Annotated in this window: 20 protein-coding genes and 1 pseudogene; 17 read left to right on the top strand and 4 right to left on the bottom strand. The window is 47.1% G+C overall.

Going from position 1 to position 19,646, the window contains the following annotated elements:
- Positions 1 to 270: 270 nt before the first annotated feature.
- The 7 genes from CLOSYM_RS02025 to CLOSYM_RS02055 all read left to right on the top strand — a co-directional run bounded on the left by CLOSYM_RS02025 (position 271) and on the right by CLOSYM_RS02055 (position 7,589).
- A complete protein-coding gene (locus tag CLOSYM_RS02025; protein ID WP_003500858.1) occupies positions 271 to 1,377 on the top strand; it encodes a lactonase family protein in 1,107 nt (368 codons plus the stop codon).
- Between the two features lie 157 nt (positions 1,378 to 1,534).
- On the top strand, positions 1,535 to 2,641 hold the full coding sequence (aroC, locus tag CLOSYM_RS02030; RefSeq protein ID WP_044902048.1) for a chorismate synthase: 1,107 nt from the start codon (positions 1,535 to 1,537) through the stop codon (positions 2,639 to 2,641).
- Between the two features lie 538 nt (positions 2,642 to 3,179).
- Positions 3,180 to 3,776 carry a TIGR01440 family protein gene (locus CLOSYM_RS02035; protein ID WP_009297249.1) on the top strand — a complete coding sequence of 199 codons (597 nt, stop codon included), beginning with the start codon at positions 3,180 to 3,182 and terminating at the stop codon, positions 3,774 to 3,776.
- Between the two features lie 93 nt (positions 3,777 to 3,869).
- On the top strand, positions 3,870 to 5,612 hold the full coding sequence (gene rlmD / locus CLOSYM_RS02040) for a 23S rRNA (uracil(1939)-C(5))-methyltransferase RlmD (protein WP_181900357.1): 1,743 nt from the start codon (positions 3,870 to 3,872) through the stop codon (positions 5,610 to 5,612).
- A gap of 124 nt (positions 5,613 to 5,736) precedes the next feature.
- Positions 5,737 to 6,051, top strand: coding sequence for an ArsR/SmtB family transcription factor (locus tag CLOSYM_RS02045; RefSeq protein ID WP_242828636.1), 315 nt, complete (start codon positions 5,737 to 5,739; stop codon positions 6,049 to 6,051).
- An 88-nt stretch (positions 6,052 to 6,139) separates the two neighbouring features.
- On the top strand, positions 6,140 to 7,153 hold the full coding sequence (locus CLOSYM_RS02050; protein WP_021640741.1) for a permease: 1,014 nt from the start codon (positions 6,140 to 6,142) through the stop codon (positions 7,151 to 7,153).
- 61 nt (positions 7,154 to 7,214) lie between these two features.
- Positions 7,215 to 7,589, top strand: a complete 375-nt coding sequence (locus tag CLOSYM_RS02055; RefSeq protein WP_044902049.1) for a thioredoxin family protein — start codon at positions 7,215 to 7,217, stop codon at positions 7,587 to 7,589.
- 615 nt (positions 7,590 to 8,204) lie between these two features.
- On the opposite strand, the gene CLOSYM_RS02065 is transcribed toward CLOSYM_RS02055, so the two are convergent.
- The 4 genes from CLOSYM_RS02065 to CLOSYM_RS02080 form a co-directional block, all read right to left on the bottom strand.
- Positions 8,205 to 8,867, bottom strand: a complete 663-nt coding sequence (locus CLOSYM_RS02065) for a sigma-70 family RNA polymerase sigma factor (RefSeq protein ID WP_044902050.1) — start codon at positions 8,865 to 8,867, stop codon at positions 8,205 to 8,207.
- The gene (locus CLOSYM_RS02070; RefSeq protein ID WP_021640745.1) at positions 8,848 to 9,696 is read right to left on the bottom strand and encodes a helix-turn-helix domain-containing protein; all 849 of its coding nucleotides are present in this window, start codon (positions 9,694 to 9,696) and stop codon (positions 8,848 to 8,850) included. Before CLOSYM_RS02070 ends, CLOSYM_RS02065 begins: the two co-directional genes overlap by 20 nt.
- Positions 9,686 to 9,907 (bottom strand): helix-turn-helix domain-containing protein, encoded by a 222-nt coding sequence (locus CLOSYM_RS02075; protein WP_044902051.1) that lies wholly within the window; start codon positions 9,905 to 9,907, stop codon positions 9,686 to 9,688. The genes CLOSYM_RS02070 and CLOSYM_RS02075 overlap by 11 nt, the downstream gene beginning before the upstream one ends.
- A gap of 67 nt (positions 9,908 to 9,974) precedes the next feature.
- Positions 9,975 to 10,640: a CPBP family intramembrane glutamic endopeptidase gene (locus tag CLOSYM_RS02080; protein WP_049943459.1), complete on the bottom strand. Its 666-nt coding sequence runs from the start codon at positions 10,638 to 10,640 to the stop codon at positions 9,975 to 9,977.
- Positions 10,641 to 10,929: 289 nt separating this feature from the next.
- Here CLOSYM_RS02080 and CLOSYM_RS02090 point away from each other — a divergent pair, with 289 nt between their 5' ends.
- The 10 genes and pseudogenes from CLOSYM_RS02090 (at position 10,930) to CLOSYM_RS02135 (ending at position 19,252) form a co-directional block, all read left to right on the top strand.
- The gene (locus CLOSYM_RS02090) at positions 10,930 to 11,556 is read left to right on the top strand and encodes a CHC2 zinc finger domain-containing protein (protein ID WP_021640749.1); all 627 of its coding nucleotides are present in this window, start codon (positions 10,930 to 10,932) and stop codon (positions 11,554 to 11,556) included.
- On the top strand, positions 11,528 to 12,841 hold the full coding sequence (locus CLOSYM_RS02095) for a DNA primase family protein (RefSeq protein ID WP_330362865.1): 1,314 nt from the start codon (positions 11,528 to 11,530) through the stop codon (positions 12,839 to 12,841). The genes CLOSYM_RS02090 and CLOSYM_RS02095 overlap by 29 nt, the downstream gene beginning before the upstream one ends.
- Before the next feature lie 165 nt (positions 12,842 to 13,006).
- Positions 13,007 to 13,261: a hypothetical protein gene (locus tag CLOSYM_RS02100; protein ID WP_154662212.1), complete on the top strand. Its 255-nt coding sequence runs from the start codon at positions 13,007 to 13,009 to the stop codon at positions 13,259 to 13,261.
- Between the two features lie 19 nt (positions 13,262 to 13,280).
- Positions 13,281 to 13,496: a hypothetical protein gene (locus tag CLOSYM_RS02105; RefSeq protein ID WP_021640752.1), complete on the top strand. Its 216-nt coding sequence runs from the start codon at positions 13,281 to 13,283 to the stop codon at positions 13,494 to 13,496.
- A complete protein-coding gene (gene mobV / locus CLOSYM_RS02110; protein ID WP_021640753.1) occupies positions 13,496 to 14,482 on the top strand; it encodes a MobV family relaxase in 987 nt (328 codons plus the stop codon). The genes CLOSYM_RS02105 and mobV overlap by 1 nt, the downstream gene beginning before the upstream one ends.
- Complete coding sequence (locus CLOSYM_RS02115; protein ID WP_021640754.1) at positions 14,466 to 14,657, top strand: hypothetical protein; 192 nt, start codon at positions 14,466 to 14,468, stop codon at positions 14,655 to 14,657. The genes mobV and CLOSYM_RS02115 overlap by 17 nt, the downstream gene beginning before the upstream one ends.
- A gap of 84 nt (positions 14,658 to 14,741) precedes the next feature.
- Positions 14,742 to 14,966: a helix-turn-helix domain-containing protein gene (locus CLOSYM_RS02120; RefSeq protein WP_021640755.1), complete on the top strand. Its 225-nt coding sequence runs from the start codon at positions 14,742 to 14,744 to the stop codon at positions 14,964 to 14,966.
- On the top strand, positions 14,950 to 16,632 hold the full coding sequence (locus tag CLOSYM_RS02125) for a recombinase family protein (protein ID WP_021640756.1): 1,683 nt from the start codon (positions 14,950 to 14,952) through the stop codon (positions 16,630 to 16,632). Before CLOSYM_RS02120 ends, CLOSYM_RS02125 begins: the two co-directional genes overlap by 17 nt.
- A 6-nt stretch (positions 16,633 to 16,638) precedes the next feature.
- Positions 16,639 to 17,564: pseudogene (gene rhuM, locus CLOSYM_RS23955) on the top strand (RhuM family protein).
- 41 nt (positions 17,565 to 17,605) lie between these two features.
- Complete coding sequence (locus tag CLOSYM_RS02135) at positions 17,606 to 19,252, top strand: DUF2075 domain-containing protein (RefSeq protein WP_003500848.1); 1,647 nt, start codon at positions 17,606 to 17,608, stop codon at positions 19,250 to 19,252.
- Positions 19,253 to 19,646 lie beyond the last annotated feature (394 nt).

The following is a 19,646-nucleotide window of genomic DNA, read 5'->3' on the forward strand; positions in this document are numbered from 1 at the left end:
ACTTTATCTTCGCCCGCAGCCCCAACCCACGACACACTTTCCCCGGGACGAAAGACTCATCCAGCACCGTCCGCTGGTCTGCGACCGCGTCCTCACCTGCTTATCTAAATCTCCAAAACATAAAAAAATACCACTGAATTGATTAAAATGGATGCAAATTTGAGTCCGGGCTGGTAGAATAGTAGGAAAGAGAAAATGTGATAATACCTGTGGAACAGATTCAGACGGAACAGCTGCGGGACAAGTAACAGAATATGAGGAGGAAAAGATATGCGGAATAAATACATGGCTTATGTAGGTTCTTATTCATATAACGGGCAGGCGAAGGGAATCACCGTTTATGACGTGGATATGGATAAGGGCTGTTTTCAATACAGGTGTGAAGTGGAAGTGGACAATTCTTCTTATCTTGCCGTGTCAAATGATGGAAGAACTCTGTATTCAATAGCAGATGAAGGTGTTGTTTCCTTCCGTATTATGGAGAACGGCGCACTTTCCAGGCTGAACAGCGCCAATATCAAAGGAATGCGCGGCTGCCATATTACGACGGATGCGGAGGACAAATATATTTTCGTTTCCGGATATCATGATGGCAAGGAGACGGTTCTGAGACTGAATGAAGACGGTTCGGTCGGTGAGATTACGGATGGTGTGTTTCATAAAGGACTTGGCAGCGTCGCAGAGCGAACCTTTCGTCCGCATGTAAGCTGCAGCGCCAGAACTCCGGACGGTCATTTTGTGCTTGTCGCCGATCTTGGAATTGATCAGGTGAAGGTATACCGGTTCGATGAGAAAAAGGGCCTGCTGACTCAGGTGGATGCGCTGCGCTGTGAACTGGAGTCAGGTCCCAGACAGTTTTTGTTCAGCGGAGACGGAAAGTTTATTTATCTGATGTATGAGATCAAAAACGTGATTGACGTATTTACGTATGAATATGAAGAGGGCGACCGAGTACCGCATTTTGAAAAGATTCAGACCATTACCTCCACTGCGCCGGAACGCCTGAGCCAGCTTACCGCAGCCTGTGCAATCCGTCTGTCTCCGAAGGAGGATTACCTGTATTGCAGCAATGCAGGGGATAATTCCGTCAGCGTATATAGAAGAGATCCCGAGACAGGCGTACTCACCATGATAAGCTGTCTGCCTATCAGCGGCGATTACCCGAAGGATATCGCTGTTTTCCCGGATGAAAAGCATCTGGCATCAATTAATCATGCAAGCAACAGCATTTCCTTCTTTGAGGTGGATTATGAGAAGGGCCTGCTGGTAATGTGCAGCAGGAGTATTACAATTAATGAACCGAACTGCTGTGTGATCACGAGGGTGCCGAATGGAACCGCCGGGGGTAAGAAGACGAAGGCGGAAAGCAGGCAGTAAATAAGTGAATGGGCAGTAAGTAAGCGGTGAGCCGGCGGTTAAATAAGCAATAAGTAAGCTGTAAGCGGAATGCCTGATTGTATATGAGACGATACGGTATATCACCGGGTTGGTGAAAAGTTCGCAATATGTATGGAGAGACAAGGAGCAGGAAAGCATGGCAGGTTCTACATTTGGAAAGATATTAACAATGACTACCTGGGGGGAGTCCCATGGCGCAGGGATTGGCGTGGTTGTGGACGGTTGTCCGGCAGGACTTTTGCTGGCTGAGGAGGATATTCAGAAATATCTCGACAGAAGAAAACCGGGGCAGAGCCGGTATACAACGAAAAGAAATGAGAGTGATTCGGTTGAAATTATGTCCGGCGTATTTGAGGGAAGGACAACCGGAACACCGATTGCAATGATGATTCGGAATCAGGATCAGCATTCGAAGGATTACAGTGAGATAGCCGGTTATTACAGACCGGGCCATGCAGATTATACCTTTGATAAAAAATATGGTTTCCGGGACTACCGCGGGGGCGGAAGATCCTCGGGCCGGGAAACCATCGGCCGAGTGGCGGCCGGAGCTGTGGCGGCCAAGATTCTGGAGGGCCTTGGAGTCAGGGTGACGGCGTATACGAAAGCAATCGGAAATATCCAGGTGCAGCCGGAGCGGTTTGATATGGAAGAGTGCAGCCGGAATATGCTGTATATGCCGGATGCGTCTGCGGCAGCTGAGGCGCAGATGTTCCTGGAAGAGAAGATGGCTCAGATGGATTCGGCCGGCGGGATTGTGGAATGTGTGATACAGGGGGTTCCGGCCGGAATTGGCGAGCCGGTATTCGAAAAGCTGGATGCAAATCTCGCCAAAGCGATTTGCTCGATCGGAGCCGTGAAGGGGTTTGAGATTGGCGACGGATTTGAAGCTGCCAAGACGACCGGGGCATTAAATAATGACGCATTTTGTATTTCTCCGGATGGCCGGGTCGGCAAGAGGACAAACCATGCCGGAGGCATCCTGGGAGGAATCAGCGACGGAACAGAGATTGTGTTTCGGGCTGCTTTTAAACCGACTCCTTCGATTGCATCGCCGCAGAAGACGGTGAACCGGGATGGCGGGGAGATTGAAATCAGCGTCAAGGGGCGCCATGATCCGATTATTGTTCCGAGGGCGGTCGTTGTTGTGGAAATGATGGCGGCATTCACAGTGGCTGATATGATGCTGGCCGGAATGACGGCCAGGATGGATCGGGTGCGGGAATTTTACCTGGAAGTGTGATGGGAGCTGTAATAGCTGTTTGATTTTTTGTTACTGTTTATGAGCAGTGTTCTGCAGCTTTTTGCGTGATATTGTTATGGGAATTGGCCATAGAACTGCGTTTTTGGCAGAGTTGTAAACAGTATGGATTTTTTTTATATTAAGAAGTGAAATTCAGGGGATGTTAGAGAGCGTGTTTGAAAATAGTTTTCTGCCAGATGTACGTCTCACCTTGTGGGAAATTTGGTCCAAATGAGCGCAGCGTATGGGCTGTGTTAATCGGATTTGGCCTGATATGCCGCAGTGCGTGGAGAGGGGGATATGGAAGGGCGGAAATTTGTTTTTAGACACGCTTTAGTACAGCAATGCATAGATAGCTGTTAATAGTGATTGATATCTGCGTCAGGCGTGCGTCTGCGAAGCGGCGGCACAGTGCTCCTGCGGCCAGCTTGCAGACATGCTCCTGGCGTAGACAGCGGGAGCTGTGACTAAGGAATTTATGTAATTCTGTACCAGTATTCTTATGCATTTCGTAGTGTTGTGAAAGGAGTAAGTGAAAGTGGATATAATGTATCGGCATCCGGCCGGCGTGTCGGAGGAAAAGGAAACAGCAGGCCGTCTGGAAGCAATCGGGCAGGAAGTAAGGAAAGCGGCGAAGGAACTTCTGGAAGAGGCACAGATGGAGCGGGGGCAGATTATGGTTGTCGGATGTTCTTCCAGTGAGATAGCAGCCCACAGAATCGGCTCTTATTCCAGCGGGGAAATCGGACAGGCGGTATATGAAGCTTTGATGAAGGAGCTGGAGCCAAGGGAGATTTACCTTGCCGCACAGTGCTGCGAACATTTAAACCGGGCGCTGATTCTGGAAAAAGAGGCGGCCGAACGGTACGGATATGAGATGGTGAATGTGGTGCCTGCGTTGAAAGCCGGAGGGTCATTTGCTACGGCTGCATATGCGGGGATGAGGTGTCCTGTGGCAGTGGAACGGATTCAGGCGCACGCGGGAATTGATATCGGTGATACACTAATTGGCATGCATCTGAGGGCTGTGGCGGTACCGGTAAGGATTTCCGTGAAGGAGATTGGCGGTGCTCACGTGGTGTGTGCCAGGACCAGACTGAAGTATATCGGCGGTGAGCGGGCGAAGTATTTGTGATGGTATGTAAGATAGTATGTAACTGTTCATGCCGTCAGGATTGCTGCATGGCATGATGGTGTGACGGTTTGGGGGAGAATGGAGAGAATAGACATGAATATCAAGAAGAATGATGTCTTTGAAGTGATAATAGAGGATATGAGCGAGAGTGGTGAAGGCGTAGGAAAACTGGATGGTTATATCTGGTTTATTAAAGATGCCGTAATCGGAGACCTGATTGAAGCAAAGGCAATGAAAATGAAGAAGAATTACGGTTTTGCCAGACTGATGAAGGTACTTAAGCCTTCCCCTGCCCGAGTGAAGGAGCGCTGTGCGGTGGCGCGTCAGTGCGGCGGCTGCCAGCTCCAGATGATGAGTTATGAGGAGCAGCTGAAGTTTAAACAGAGAAAGGTTTATAATAATCTGAAGCGGATTGGCGGGCTTGATAACCTGTATCTGCCGGGGGAGGGACCTGGGGCAGGAGAGAATGTTGGGGATGGAGAAGGAGATAGAGCGGGAGATAGAGAAGGAGGAGAGAGCGGAAGAAAGCCTGTCATCATGGAGCCGATAATCGGGATGGAGGATCCGTGGCGTTACCGGAATAAGGCGCAGTTTCCTTTTGGGATGAATAAGGAGAACGAGGTAATCGCCGGTTTTTATGCCGGAAGAACCCATTGCATTATTGAGAATGACGACTGCCTGCTTGGCATTCAGGAGAACCGGGAGATTCTGGCGGCTGTTAAGCAGATTATGACCCAATATGGAATTAAGCCGTATCAGGAAGAGAGTCATACCGGGCTGATTCGCCATGTTTTAATCCGCAAAGGATTTAGGACCGGGGAACTGATGGTATGCTTTGTTGTGAATGGAAGAAAATTACCGTATTCCGAAGGCTTTGTGGAAAGATTGCTGGAAATCCCAGGGATGACCAGTATTTCTTATAATGTGAATATGGAGAAGACGAATGTGATTTTGGGACGTGAAGTGGTGAATCTGTACGGGCCGGGTTATATTACGGATTATATTGGGAATGTGAAGTACAGAATTTCTCCGTTGTCGTTTTATCAAGTGAATCCGGTGCAGACGGAGAGGCTCTATGGCACTGCTCTTGAGTATGCCGGATTGACAGGGGAAGAGACGGTGTGGGATTTGTATTGCGGGATTGGCACAATTTCGCTGTTTTTGTCACAGAAAGCGAAAAAGGTCTATGGCGTTGAGATTGTGCCGCAGGCGATTGAAGACGCCAGGGAAAATGCGCGGCTCAATGGTATAGAAAATGTAGAGTTTTTTGTGGGGAAGGCCGAGGAAGTGCTGCCCAAACAGTATGAAAAGGATAAGGTTTATGCCGATGTGATTGTCGTGGATCCGCCCAGGAAAGGGTGCGATCCGGTCTGCCTGGATACGATTGTAATGATGGGGCCGAAGAAAGTGGTTTATGTGAGCTGCGATTCGGCTACGCTGGCCCGGGATGTGAAGTATTTGGAGGAGAGAGGGTATTGGGTGGAGAGAGTAAGTTGTGTGGATATGTTTCCTATGAGTGGGCATGTCGAGACGGTTGTTCAACTTTCCAAGGGAGAAATCCAGTCAAAGAAAATCAGGGTTGACTTCTCTCTGGAGGATATGGATATGTCCGGCTTTCAGAAAGGTGCGACATATGGAGAGATCAAGACTTATGTGAAAGAGCATACCGGCCTAACGGTTTCTTCCCTCTATATCGCGCAAGTGAAACAGAAGTGCGGGATTATCGAAAGAGAAAATTACAATAAGCCCAAGTCAGAGGATTCCCGACAGCCACAATGCCCGCCAGAGAAAGAGGCGGCGATACGGACGGCGCTGGAGCATTTTGGAATGATTTGATTTGGATCAAAAGCTGGGGCACTGTTTTTAATTGCTCCAGCTTTTTTCAAAAACCCATTGACAAACGTCAATGTGTCGTGTATAATATAGATAGATTGAAAATTGTCTATGGGAGGTGACGAGCTTGCAGACAAAAGAGAAGCAGATGGCGGGGGTATTCAAGGCGCTTTGCGACGAGAACCGAATTAAAATCCTGCAACTGCTCAAAGGCGGCGAAAAATGTGCCTGTGTCCTGCTGGACGATCTGCATATCACCCAGCCCACCCTTTCCCACCACATGAAAATACTCTGTGATTCGGAAATCGTTGTGGGACGCAAAGAGGGAAAGTGGACGCACTATTCCATCTCGCCGGAGGGAGCCGCCGCAGCGGTGAAATGTTTGCAGGAGCTTACAACAGTGACCGATACCGAAGAAGATCAGCCGTGCTGTGAGAAGTGAAAATACCAAATCACTTTTCCGGTCGGCTATCTTAAAACCCAATACATAGACATATTTCAATCTAACAATCTGACAAGGAGGATATTATATGGATCATTTGAAAAACGCATGGGATTTCTTTCAGAATGAAGTCCTTGGTATGGACTGGTTGAACAGGCTCATTTCTTGGGGATTGAACGCCTGCGGTCTGGATACGACGGGAAAAATCGGCGGCAGCGTTCTGTTCTTTATTTACGATACGATCAAAATTATGGTGCTGCTCGGCGTACTGATTTTGATTATATCGTACATTCAAAGCTATTTCCCGCCAGAGCGTACAAAGAAAATCCTCGGACGATTTCACGGGGTCGGCGCAAACTGTGTCGCCGCTTTGCTGGGAACGGTGACGCCGTTCTGTTCCTGCTCGTCCATTCCGCTGTTTATCGGATTTACCAGTGCGGGACTGCCCCTCGGCGTGCCGTTTTCGTTTCTGATTTCCTCTCCGATGGTAGATCTGGGCAGTCTTGTACTCTTAATGAGCATTTTCGGTTGGAAAGTGGCAATCGTGTATGTCCTTCTCGGACTGGTGATAGCGGTTGTTGGAGGAACGCTGATTGAAAAGCTGCACCTTGAAAAATATGTGGAGGAATATATCAGAAACGGCAGAGCGATTGATGCTCCGCAGGAGGAATTGCACTTCAAAGACCGTCTGACCTATGCGTGGGAGCAGGTCGTTTCCACCGCAAAAAAAGTTGCCCCCTATGTGTTGATCGGGGTGGGTATCGGGGCCCTGATCCATAACTGGATACCTGAAGATTTCATTGTGGCGGCGCTGGGTGACAACAATCCCTTTGGAGTGATTATCGCCACGATTGCCGGTGTCCCGATGTATGCTGACATTTTCGGCACCATTCCGATTGCGGAGGCGCTGCTGGCAAAAGGGGCGCTGCTGGGGGTCGTCCTGTCCTTTATGATGGGCGTCACTACTTTGTCCCTGCCGTCTATGATTATGCTCCGCAAGGCGGTCAAGCCGAAGCTGCTGTGGATTTTCATTGGGATATGCACGGGCGGTATTATTATCGTCGGCTACTTCTTTAATGCATTTCAGTCTTTGCTGATATAACCATTATAAGGTCTTGAAAAAACGCTTTGAAAGCGTCAAATTAAAAATGGAGGTATTTATCATGTCACTGTTTGGAAAGAAGAAAGAAGAAACGAAAGCCCCCTCTTGCTGCTGTGGCGGCGCTGCGCCTGCCAGTGAAGCAACGGAGGTCAAGGGGGCGAGTGAGTGCTGCGGGAAAACCGTGGACGGTATCTGCTGTGTCAAGGTGCTGGGGGCCGGCTGCAAGTCCTGCCATGAGCAGTATGAAAACGCAAAGCAGGCCGTCAAGAACATGGGGCTGGATTTGGAAGTCGAGTATATTACCGACATGGAAAAGGTCATGGCCTATGGCGTTATGAGTATGCCCGCCATTGTAGTCAATGAGCAGGTGGTATCTGCGGGCAAGGTGCTGAAAGCCGCCGACGTGGAGAAGCTGCTCCACAAGCTGGGGTTTTGAACATAGAGAAAGCTCATTAAAGTGGCAAATATAGTTGGCAAAGAATACTTGGAATAAGTAGCATCTCGTAGAATAAAAGGTACTGCTGATTCCTCTCATTGCGAAATGACAGCAGTGTCTTTTTATTTTCCTCGCCTGACACTCAAACTGCCCTCGTCACAGTTTGGGTACTCACCGGCGAGGAAAATACAGGAGGTTTCCAAAGGAGGGCAGCGCCCGCCTTTTGGCTCTGGGTCATCCAATAGGGGCGAGCAGCATCCCTGTTGGCATGGGGTGTCCAGAGGGGAACAGCGTTCCACTTGGCGGGGTATCCAAAGGGGCAGAGCGCCCTTTGGCACACGATTTTCCGTCAGGAAAGTCTAGTGTGTTATACCTTTTGCTCCCGCTGGCGCTGGAAAGGGGCTGTGTCTGCGGCCACACAGACGCTTTTCAGTGACAGCAGGACAGGCGGATTTTGCGGGGATTGACACGCAAAAACTGGATGAAGCATGAGCGAAATCCGCCTGTCCGTGTGTAGGCGGCGGGGAGAAATCCGAAGCGGAGCGGAGGATTTTTCTCTGTTGCCGGAGGGAGCAAAAGGTATATCAAAGCTCTCGTCCCGCCGCAGCGTTTCATTCAAAACCACCACGGCAGCTCCAGCCATAGATTGTCCATCGCCGTTTCTTCCGTCCGCTTTGCCCGGCTCTCACTCAAATGGAAATGCAGGGCTGTCCCGATCAGCGGATGCTCCATGCCGTCCGTAAATCCGTAGCGGTAAAGAAGGTAGGTTTGCTCCCTCGGAGAGAGCTTGTCCAGCGCGTCATACAGTTCCCGATATGTCTCCTGTTCCGTGACGATCCGCTCTGGCGATTTGGCAAGTGGGTCGGCAATCGCCTCGATGCGCTGTAACCGTTCTTCGTCAGATAGTATCTCATCCAGCCTGACAAAACGAAAGCCCAGACCGTTTTTATCATCGGCTACTTGCTGTTCAAATTGGGAGAAACCAGCCCGTATCAAATCCATCATGGCGTTGCGGATGGACGGGGCGGCATAGGTGAGAAATTTACTTCCCCTGTCCGTATCAAAGGAGCCGATTGCGTTTAAGAGGCCAATGCAGCCCTCCTGCTCCAGATCGTCCCGGTCAATAGCAAGCTCCGTCTCTGCCAGCGCCATACTTTGGTACAATTCAGTTGCCGTTTTTCGGATGAAACCGAGATTGTTTTCCAGCAGGAGATCGCGGGCGGTATCGTCTCCTTTCTGTGCGCGGAGGCAGAGCTGCTCATTGCTCATGCTCTGCATGGTCTTTCTCCTGTTGGGCTTTTGCGTTCTCCATCGTTTCACGGATAAACTCTGTCAATGACTGTCCGAATTTATCCAATGATTCCGGCGTGGTGCCGTCCATGATGCCGGCCATTCCGAGAACAGCGTCAGCAATTCCCTCCGGCGTAATCTGCGCCTGTTCTACGTCCTGCCCCTTTGTCAGCTCTGAAAACATTTTCTGCGCGATCTGGCTGGTCATTTTCTGCGCCGCGCTTAAATCATTCCCAATTTCCTGTTTCACTTCTTTCACGGCAGACATAAACTGCGTCTGTATTGCGTTGAGGTCAGCCTGATACACAGGGACTTTCATTCGGTTCATGGCTCTGGCGGATTCAACGGCGGCGTCCGCTTTGGTGGTCTTTCTTAACATGGCGCTGAGGGTGGAGTACATCTGATTCTGTGCGGCGTACCCGGCAGACAGGGAATTGTCGAAATACTGCTCGATCATGTATGTAAGCTCACAAAAGCGGGGACTTTCCAGAAGCCTGCCCACTACATCGGCGCTTGCCTTGCCGGTGTAAAGATTTTTTGCTGCCTGCACCGACAGCCCAAGCTCCTCGATCTCATAATTCTTGCGGTCTGGTATGTTGGATTCACCCAGCAGGAAGTCGGTGGACACATGAAAAGTCCTTGCGATGCGGATGATATACTTATCGCCGAGCCTGTTCGTTTTCCCGCTGAGGAACCGGCTGATCAGGCTCTCGTTGCAGCCAATTTTTGCCGCGAGGTCTGCCTGTGTTACGTTATTGTGCTTCAATAAATCCTGTATGCGATCCCGCAAATCGCCGGGAAGAAATTCACCGTCCATCTGCCAGACCTCCCTCCGATTTTGCCTTGCTTTTGATATATTTCCCGCTCTTGATTCTGGCATCGGCAGGCTTCTCTGCATCCTCCGGGATAATCCAGCGGCTCCCTGCCCGCTGTGCGCCCGGTATCCTGTTTTCATTGCAGAGGACGCCCACGCGCCGGGGAGACAGCCCCCATTTCTCTGCCGCTTCAAAGGTTGAAAGGTATCTCATATTTGCCCCCTTGTTGTCTTGCATCGAAGGTTTCTTAATTATCAACCTGAATTTGTTTTATACATCACTATAGTAGAATAGATGCAAAAACAGTTATCAAGGCATCATATACTCCATGCGCTATTATCAAGGATAAAGTAGAGCAATTTTTAACCTTTAGCCTGCAAACGCAGAAAAATACACCTAAACACGCCGTCATTACCATTTGAATAATATTGCCACCAAATAAATGGAATGCTCCGAAAAGAACAGAAGAACCGATAATTGCTATCATATCCTTGTAATTAATGCTTTTGATTTTTTGATAAATAAACCCTCGGAATACAAATTCTTCAACAAAACCAACTGCAAATATACAATAAAAGAATTCATAGATGAATTGCCACAAGTATTCATATCTTTTGCCGCTATCTACGTATTCTCCTAATCCAAATAGATGCGGTATTAGTGTGAGTATCAATGACATTGCAACACCTATCATAACACCCACAATGATTTGAAGTGTTATTTTTTCCTTTTTGAAACCATAATCTGTTAACTTATCTTTATTAACAACCATTACAATTATAGGAACCAGTGCAATCAACCAGTAAACAAATACCATACTCACCATTCTTAATCCTAAAGGTAACGACATAAGTACAAACTGATTGAACGATACTACACCAAACAGACCCAGCATGGTGCCTAAAAAACCTATTATTAGATAAATCCATTGCTTTTTCTTTTCCATAAATATCCTCTCCTCAAACTCCTGATTTGCTGATCTCAATGATCGTAAACTACACACTGTCGCCATTTGTACGGCCTAAAAGCCTGATAATATTATATTCCATTTGAGGAATAAAATCAATAGCTCCTGACCAGTTTGCCGCTCTGTGGTCTTGCATTTTTGCAATTCCGCAGGGCGGCTTTTTTGTTTTCTTGCACTCCTGCCGGATTTTTCGGTCTATAGCCTTTTTCCCCGTATATTCAGGCAGACGGGGAAAAACCGTCGAGAAAAAATCAAGGAGGAGATGCACATGAGTATCTACGAAACCGTCAAGGCGGCGATCTCCGTGAAAGACGCTGCCGAACACTACGGGCTGAAGGTCAACCGAAAAGGCATGATCTGTTGCCCGTTCCACAATGACCGGCACCCGAGCCTGAAGCTGAACGAGGACTATTTTTATTGCTTCGGTTGCGGGGCTACCGGCGATGTAATCGACTTCACAGCGAGACTGTTCAGATTGAGCAGTTACGAAGCCGCACAGAAGCTGATTGCAGACTTTGGGCTTGACCCGGACAAGCCTCCTGCTGCCGCCGCGCTGGGTAAGCCGAAACATCCGCTGGTGAGGGCTTTCCGGCAGGACGAATTGTACTGCCGGAGGGTGCTGAACGATTATCTGCGGCTGCTGGAAGATTGGAGGGTGCGGTATTCCCCGCACAGCCCGGAGGAAAAACTGGATGACCGGTTTGTGGAATCCTGCCAGATGCTTGATTACGTCGAGCATCTGGCAGACATTCTTGCCGTCGGGGAGTTGGAACATCGAGTCAAAGCGGTGCAAATGCTCCTGTCGGACGGCACGATCACAAGGCTGGAAGAACGGCTGAACAGACTGAAAAAGGAGGCGAGGCAGAGTGAGCGAAGCGATGATGTCTCCCTCTGAGTACCCGATCTGGTTTGACGGGAAGAAGATCAACGAGGCGCTGTTCTGTGAGGAATTTCTGCAAGACCACAGGATGCTGAGTATCAACGATGTTTTCTTTACCGTCAACGGACGGGTGCATGATGAAAACCGCTTGAAAAAGGAGATTTACAGCCGTATCAAGCCCTTTGTGACCAGCGGCATCGCCAAGAAGGTCACAAATCTGCTTGACGTTCTCCGCATGGAGTGCTGTGCAGTAAAGCTGCCACTTTACCAAGACCGTATCCATGTGGCAAACGGCACCTATTTTCTGGACGGCACCTTTTCGGAAGAAAAAGACTTCTGCCGGAACCGCCTGCCGGTAGCTTATCAGCCCGACGCGCCGCAGCCTGAGAAATGGCTGCATTTTTTGTCCCAGCTTCTGGAGCCGGAGGACATTCCCACTTTGCAGGAGTTTATGGGCTATTGCTTTATCCCCTCCACCAAGGGGCAGAAGATGCTGATTCTCACCGGCAAGGGCGGCGAGGGCAAGAGCCGCATCGGACTGGTGCTTCGCGCCCTGCTGGGAAACAACATGAACACCGGCAGTATTGCCAAGGTGGAGACAAGCCCCTTTGCCCGTGCGGATCTGGAGCATGAGCTTTTAATGGTGGACGATGACATGAAGCTGGAGGCGCTGCCCCAGACCAACAATATCAAGGCCATCGTCACCGCCGAGCTTCCGATGGATTTGGAGAAGAAAGGGCGGCAGAGCTATCAGGGGGATTTATACGTCCGCTTTCTGGCGCTGGGCAACGGGACGCTCCAATCCCTCTATGACCGCAGCGTGGGCTTCTTTCGGCGGCAAATCATTCTGACTGTCAGGGAGAAAGACCCGGAGAGGAAAGACGATCCCTTTATTGCGGAGAAGATGTGCGCCGAGGCGGAGGGAATCTTTCTCTGGGCGCTGGAGGGCCTGCACCGTCTGATAGCCAACGACTATCAGTTTACCGTCAGCCGATCAGCGCAGGAGAACATGGAGGCGGCTGTTTCGGACGGCAACAACATCATTGAGTTCCTGCACTCCGAGGGTTATATCCGCTTCAAGGCGGACTATGAGGCAAGCTCCAGAGCCCTGTATGCCGTTTACCGGCTGTGGTGTGAGGATAATGCTTTGAGCAGCCTGTCACAAAAGAGCTTTTGCTCTTACCTGAAGCAGAACGAGGACAGCTACCATCTGGAATACACCAACAAGGTCAGTATCGGCGGCGGGAAGTTTGCCAGAGGCTTTATCGGCATTGAGCTTCTGCAAAGGCCGCCGCTGTGAAAGATGGAACGACTGAAAAATACGTGTACCATCCGTACCAAACGTACCGCCGGTACACAAGTACACTTGGTACACGTCCTTTTGGGTCAGCACAGCTATTTTATTTTGAAATTGGTATTGTCAAAGCCCCAATTTCAACCCGGATTTTCAAAGAGAATGAAAAGCGTGAAGAATTTGCCCCTTTTGCGAATGGATTTCACGGAAACGCGCTTCTCTGAAACGTGTACCGGCTATGCGGGGCAGAGTGCTTTTTCGCTGTTCTGTATGAAGTCACGCGGAACCGTAAAGCCGGATATGCCCGTATATGGGCAGGACATCGGCCGGGAAATTCTGAGCGGATTTTACGAACAGGAGATTTTTCATCAACCGGTGAAGCAGGAACGCCCCGTAGTGTACCGGCTTCACCCTACTACAATCTAAAAATGGAGGATTTGAATATATGAACGTGAGAAATGAGATCAAGGCGCAGATCGTCCGCGCCGGATTTACGATGCAGGACGTGGTTGACCGGCTCTCCGACGAGTACGGCTGGAGCGACAGCGTTTCCAACCTGTCGGCAAAGCTGCAACGGGAGAGTATCCGCTATAAGGAGGTCGTGGAGCTTGCGGATGTGCTGGGCTATGACATTGTGTGGCAGAAACGGAGGGATCGCTGATGGATAAAGCACAATTCGCAATCTTACGCTTTGCCAAGTATAAAGGGCCTGAGATCGGCAACATCGAGGCGCACAACGAGCGCACAAAAGAGAAATACGCCAGCAATCCCGACATTGATGTGAGCCGCAGCAAATATAACTTTCACCTGATCGAGCCGCAGGGCAAGTACCGGGCTGTCGCGGAGAAGCAGATTGCCGACGCTGGATGCCGGACGCGCAAGGACAGTGTTCGGGTAGTGGAGGCGCTTGTCACCGCTAGCCCGGAGTTCTTCAAGAGCCGGAAGCGCGGCGAGGTCAGGGAGTATTTTGAACACGCACTCCGATTCATTGAGAAGCATCAGACAAAAGAGACGATCATATCAGCCGTGGTGCATATGGACGAGAAAACGCCCCATATGCACCTTTCTTTTGTCCCGCTGACGGAAGATAAGCGGCTTTCTGCGAAGGAGATCATCGGAAACAAGAAAAGGCTGACATGGTGGCAGGACGAGTTCTGGAAACACATGGTCAAGAAGTACCCGGAGCTGGAGCGCGGTGAAAGTGCCAGCGAGACGGGACGGGATCATATTCCGCCGAGGATATTTAAGGAAATGGCGCGGCTCAACAAGCAGAGGGCGAAGCTGGACGAGCTGTTGGGCGGTGTCAACGCTTTTAATGCGAAATCCAGAGCAGAGGAAATCGGCAGGCTGCTGGACGAGTATATCCCCGGCGTGGAGAAGATGCAGACACAGCTCAAGAAGTACAGCGGCGCTTTTACCGAGACGGTCAAAGAAAACAGGAGCCTGAAAAAACAGAACGCCGAGCTGTCACAGTCCTTGTCCGAGGCTCAAAGCGAGAGCGTCCTGAAACGCATGAAAGACCTCCAGCTTCAGAGGGATTACAACGAGGCGATTGCCTTGCTCGATAAGATTCCTCAAGAGGTTTTGACCGCATATTCGCACGGAACCCATGGGAGAAAGGAGCGGCCTATTGAAGAAGTATTATGAAGATGCAAAAGATAATGCGGCATTTGACCGCTGTATTGATGTGATGGTACGCCTTATGCAGAAGTACGGGCCTCCCCTGATTGAGAAGTGGGAAACCGAACAGGACAGCCAGAGCGTTACGGTATTGCCGGATAATCAGGAAAACCATTTGCCGCAAATCGAAAAAGCGGCATAAATTTTAGATTTACACGTTGCGTATTCGATTGCGATATGCTATAATGAATACGCAACGTGTATTTTTTGTTATGAGGACAATGATATGGATTGTAAAGAGAAGATACGGGAGCTGCGGGAGAGTACCGGCTTAACGAGGAAAGAGTTTTGCCAATTATTTCAGATACCATATCGGACTGTGACGGAATGGGAGCTTGGAAACCGTCATGCGCCGGAATATGTTTTGCGGCTTCTGGAGTATTACATCAAAAATGAAGGACTGATGAAGAACGGGTCTAACGGAGGTGGCGACAATGAAGAAACAAACTAAGTGCTATATCTATACGCGAGTGTCCACCTCTATGCAGGTAGACGGTTACAGTCTGGATGCGCAGAGAGACAAACTTCGGAAATATGCAGAATATGAAGATATGGTCATTGTTGGGGAGTATTCGGACGAGGGTTTTTCAGGAAAGAATATCCAAGGACGGCATGAGTTCCAGAGAATGCTTGCAGATATTGAAGCCGGCAAAGATGGGGTTTCCTTTGTCCTTGTCTTTAAGCTGTCCCGTTTCGGTCGTAATGCCGCCGATGTGCTTAATTCCTTGCAGCTTATGCAGGATTTCGGAGTAAACCTGATCTGCGTGGAGGATGGTATTGACAGTTCCAAGGATTCCGGCAAGCTGATGATTTCCGTTCTGTCTGCTGTGGCAGAGATTGAACGCGAGAATATCCGCACACAGACCATGGCGGGGCGGGAACAGAAAGCCCGCGAGGGAAAATGGAACGGCGGTTTTGCCCCTTACGGATATAAGCTGGAAAACGGTCAGATGTTGATTGCAGATGATGAAGTCGAGGTTATCCGTATCATTTATGACAGATATATCCATACAAACGATGGTGTCAGCGGTGTGGCAAAATACCTGAATACCCACGGTTACACCAAAAAGCTGCGCCAGAATGGGACAATCCCCGGTTTTTCTGCAAACTTTGTAAAGGATGTTCTGGACAATCCGGTTTACATGGGAAAAATCGCCTATGGCAGACGGAAAACAGAAAAGAAGTTGGGAACCAGAAACGAGATGCACATTGTTGAACAATCGGAGTTCCCGATTTATGAGGGACAGCATGAGGCGATTGTATCTGAAGAAGATTGGAACTTGGCACATGAGAAGCGGAAAGCCAATGCCTATCGGCGGGAGAAAATTCACGATACGGAACACGCCCATATACTATCCGGCATATTGAGATGCCCCTGCTGCGGGAAAGGTATGTACGGCAATATCTCCAAAGCGCACAGCAAGGACAACAAAACGAGATATTACTATTACTGTAAGAATACCGTCACACCGACAGGCCATAGCTGCACATTCCGCACTAATATTGAACAGACAGAAATCAATGATATGGTGGCGGACATTATATCCGCGATGGTAAGAAATCCCCGCTTTTCTGAGGCAATCAAGGCGAAGATTGGCTCCGCCGTAGATACGTCGGATATGGAGAAGCAGTTGGAGGTATTGCAGGGGCAGCTTCGCCAGACATTAGGAACAAAAGCCCGTTTGGAGCGACAGATGGACAGCCTTGATGTGGGCGATCCGTATTATGACCGCAAGATTCTTGATTTACAGCGTCGGTATGACGAACAATACGAGAAGATAGAAGAAATCGAGATACAGATGGATGATGTGAAAAGTCAGATACGCAGCATCCGTCAGGAGAAGATTTCCGGTGACAATATCTATCGGCTCCTGCTGGCCTTTGACGAGGTTTATGGAGCGGCAACTGAAGTGGAGCGAAAAGAGTTTATGAGGGCGTTTATCGAGAAAATCGAGCTATATCCCCAAAAGCGGAAAGACGGTTGCTGGATCAAGAGCATTAGCTTCAATTTTCCTGTTCCGCTGAACGGTCAGGAAGTGACCGAACTTCCCTTGGAAAATGAGACAACTATTGAGTCGGTAATAATGATGCGGAATTGTGGTTTGAAAGGAAAATAGCGGAGCATAATCACAAGATATAGTGGTTTGGCAAAGATAGATACAACTTATGCTGGAGATACGGCCTGGTTGTCAATTGATCAGATGACAGAGCTGTTCCAGAGAGATAGAAGTGTAATAGGCAAGCATATCAGGAATGTTTTTTTAGATGGAGAATTGTCTAAATAATCAGTATGGGCAAAATTTGCCTACACTGCTGCTGATGGGAAATTTTATGATGTAGATTATTATAATCTTGACGTGATTATTTCGGTCGGTTATCGGGTGAAGTCAAAGCGCGGTACACAATTAGGATTTGGGCAATAGGTATTTTAAAAGAATATATGAAAAAAAGGTTTCGCACTGGACGATAGCGCCTGAAAGAATTACTTGAACGTATTAGAGATATACGTGCTTCTGAGAAGGTATTTTACAGACAGGTCTTAGAAATTTATGCTACAAGTATTGACTATGATCCGAAAGCTGAAATATCAATTCAGTTGTTTAAAAAGGTTCAGAATAAGATACACTATGCGATTCATAGATAAACTGCAGCAGAAGTTATTTATACTTGCTGAAAAAGAGTTTATGGGACTTATGGCAATTGCAGGAAACCAGCCAACACTAAAGGAGGCTGTCATTGCCAAAAACTATCTGAACGAAAAAGAGCTTCGGGCTATGGGACAACTTGTTTCATGGTATCTTGATTTTGCGGAACGTCAGGCAGAGCGGGAACAGGTAATGACTATGAGCATTGGACAGAGCATTTGGATCGTATCCTTACAATGAGTGGCGAACAGTTACTTCAAGGAAACGGAAGTGTTACTCATAAATAAGCAGTTGATAAAGCAACGAGTGAATACAGAATATATAAAACCAGAACCCTCAGTGATGTGGAGAAGGATTATTTAGATTCGATAAAAATATTGGAACATAAAACGGATAAGAGTTGAAAAGGTGATAATACAGCTTATTTGGAGAGTGAAAATTAATTATGGGATTGAATTATAAAATTGACAGTTTTGATATTGCCGGTTTTGAAATTGAGTATGAACAATACCGAACGAAACCTCTTGATTCGGTGTGTGGGGAGGCCCGAGTTTATAAAAGTTATCCGATTGTATATATATTATATAACAATTCTAAAATTTATATTGGAGAGTCCAGCAGATTTTTAAAACGAGTTAAGGAGCATTCAAATATAATTAAAAGGGAAAAATTAAAACAATTATTAATTATTTATGGTACCCTATTTAATGCGAGCGTTATAAAAGAGTTAGAAACAGCATTGATCGCCTGCTTTCTGGCGGAAAAAAGAAAAGTATTGAATACAGGCGTATATCAAAAATATAAAGAATATTCAAATAAAATAGAATCATATAGCGATATTATAATCCCGGTATGGAATGATTTAAAGAAGATGGGCTTGGTTACTTTGAACCATAAGGATATTGAAATGACCTTATTATACCGTTATTCTCCATTCAAAACACTGTCGGAACAACAGCAAATGATTGTCGATTATGTTTGTGAAGCTATAATAGACAAGGAAAAGCCGCAGCATAAAATTGTTGTTTATGGGGAACCAGGTACCGGGAAATCATTATTGACCAATACGATTGTATATAATCTTGTAAATGAAAAAGGAGTCTGTGCAGAAAATATAGCTGTAATTTTGCCGAATAAAACTCTGCCTAAGCTTTTCAGAGGTCTGTATAAAAAACTAAACTTAAATGTTACTGTGGCAACTGCAGCGGGGATTATAAATTCAAGTAAACGATATGATACAGTAGTTGTTGATGAAGGGCAGCGATTAAGAAAATACTTTTCAAAAGATGGATGGATGTTTAAGCATTTGGATAAGGACAATGTTGAAAATAACGAACTTCAGCAATTAAAAAGAATTACTAATAATCTTGTTATCTTTTATGATAAATATCAGAGGATTAGACCTTCTGACATTGACATACGTACTTTTGAAAAAGGGTGTAAAGAGTTTTATAAGCTTAAACTTGAACAGCAGTTCCGAATAAGAGGTCAATTTAAAGTGGCAGATGGAAAGGATTATATCAGCGCATTGAAAAATATATTGCAAATCGAGGCTGTATCTTATAATCCAACTGTATTTAAAGAGTATGATTTTAATATTGTACACAGTATGAAAGCATTAGAACGTTGGGTGAAGGATAAGCAGTCTATTCCTGGCGCAGAAAGAAGCCGAATTTTATCAGGATATGCATTTGAGTGGATTTCAAAAAAAGATTCCGGTAAATATGATTTTATAGAAGGCGATTTTAAACGACGTTGGAATAAAAACAGTGAAAAATGGACAGAGCAGAAAAATTCGAAGGATGAGGTGGGGTGTACACATGCAGTTTTAAGTGTTGATTTAAACTATGTTGGAGTGATCATTGGTGACGATATTGACATAAGTGAAGATGGTAAACTTATCCCTAACAGAGATTCATTTTACGACATAAATGGAAAAACTATAAAAAATGAGGATCCTGATGATTCTCAATTGTTAGAATATATAAAAAATAATTATTATATTTTATTGAGCAGAGGTATGGATGGTTGCAGAGTGTATTTTACGAACAAGAAACTTGAGGCTTATTTTAAAAGTAAAATGAAAGCGTAATAAGAGAAGCTGATATTTGGAGATAGGATTTTATCTTAAGCGGCTTTAAATTAGTGTGAAGCGGAATTATAATCTATTATATACTTTGTTCATATAAAAAATATAAACATTTATGTAAATACATTTAGAATTCTTCGAGCGTGACAACACATAATAAACTGCTGGGTACACAGTTAACTGCGACCGCCATTTTAAATGATATTTAGGATCGTACGGGAAAATTTAGCACATAGGGATAATGGAGGTAATTTAAAAGAGGGTTGATTTTTAGTAAGGAAGCTCTGGTGCGAATAATAGTTGCACATAAAATTCCAGGGGGATTCGCACTGCAAACGGCCGGAAAATAGGATTAAAATACGAGGCTGACTTGAAAAAGTAAATTCCAGTGCAAGAC

Origin of the sequence: [Clostridium] symbiosum ATCC 14940, assembly GCF_000466485.1 — a bacterium.
Classification (GTDB): Bacteria; Bacillota; Clostridia; order Lachnospirales; family Lachnospiraceae; genus Otoolea; species Otoolea symbiosa.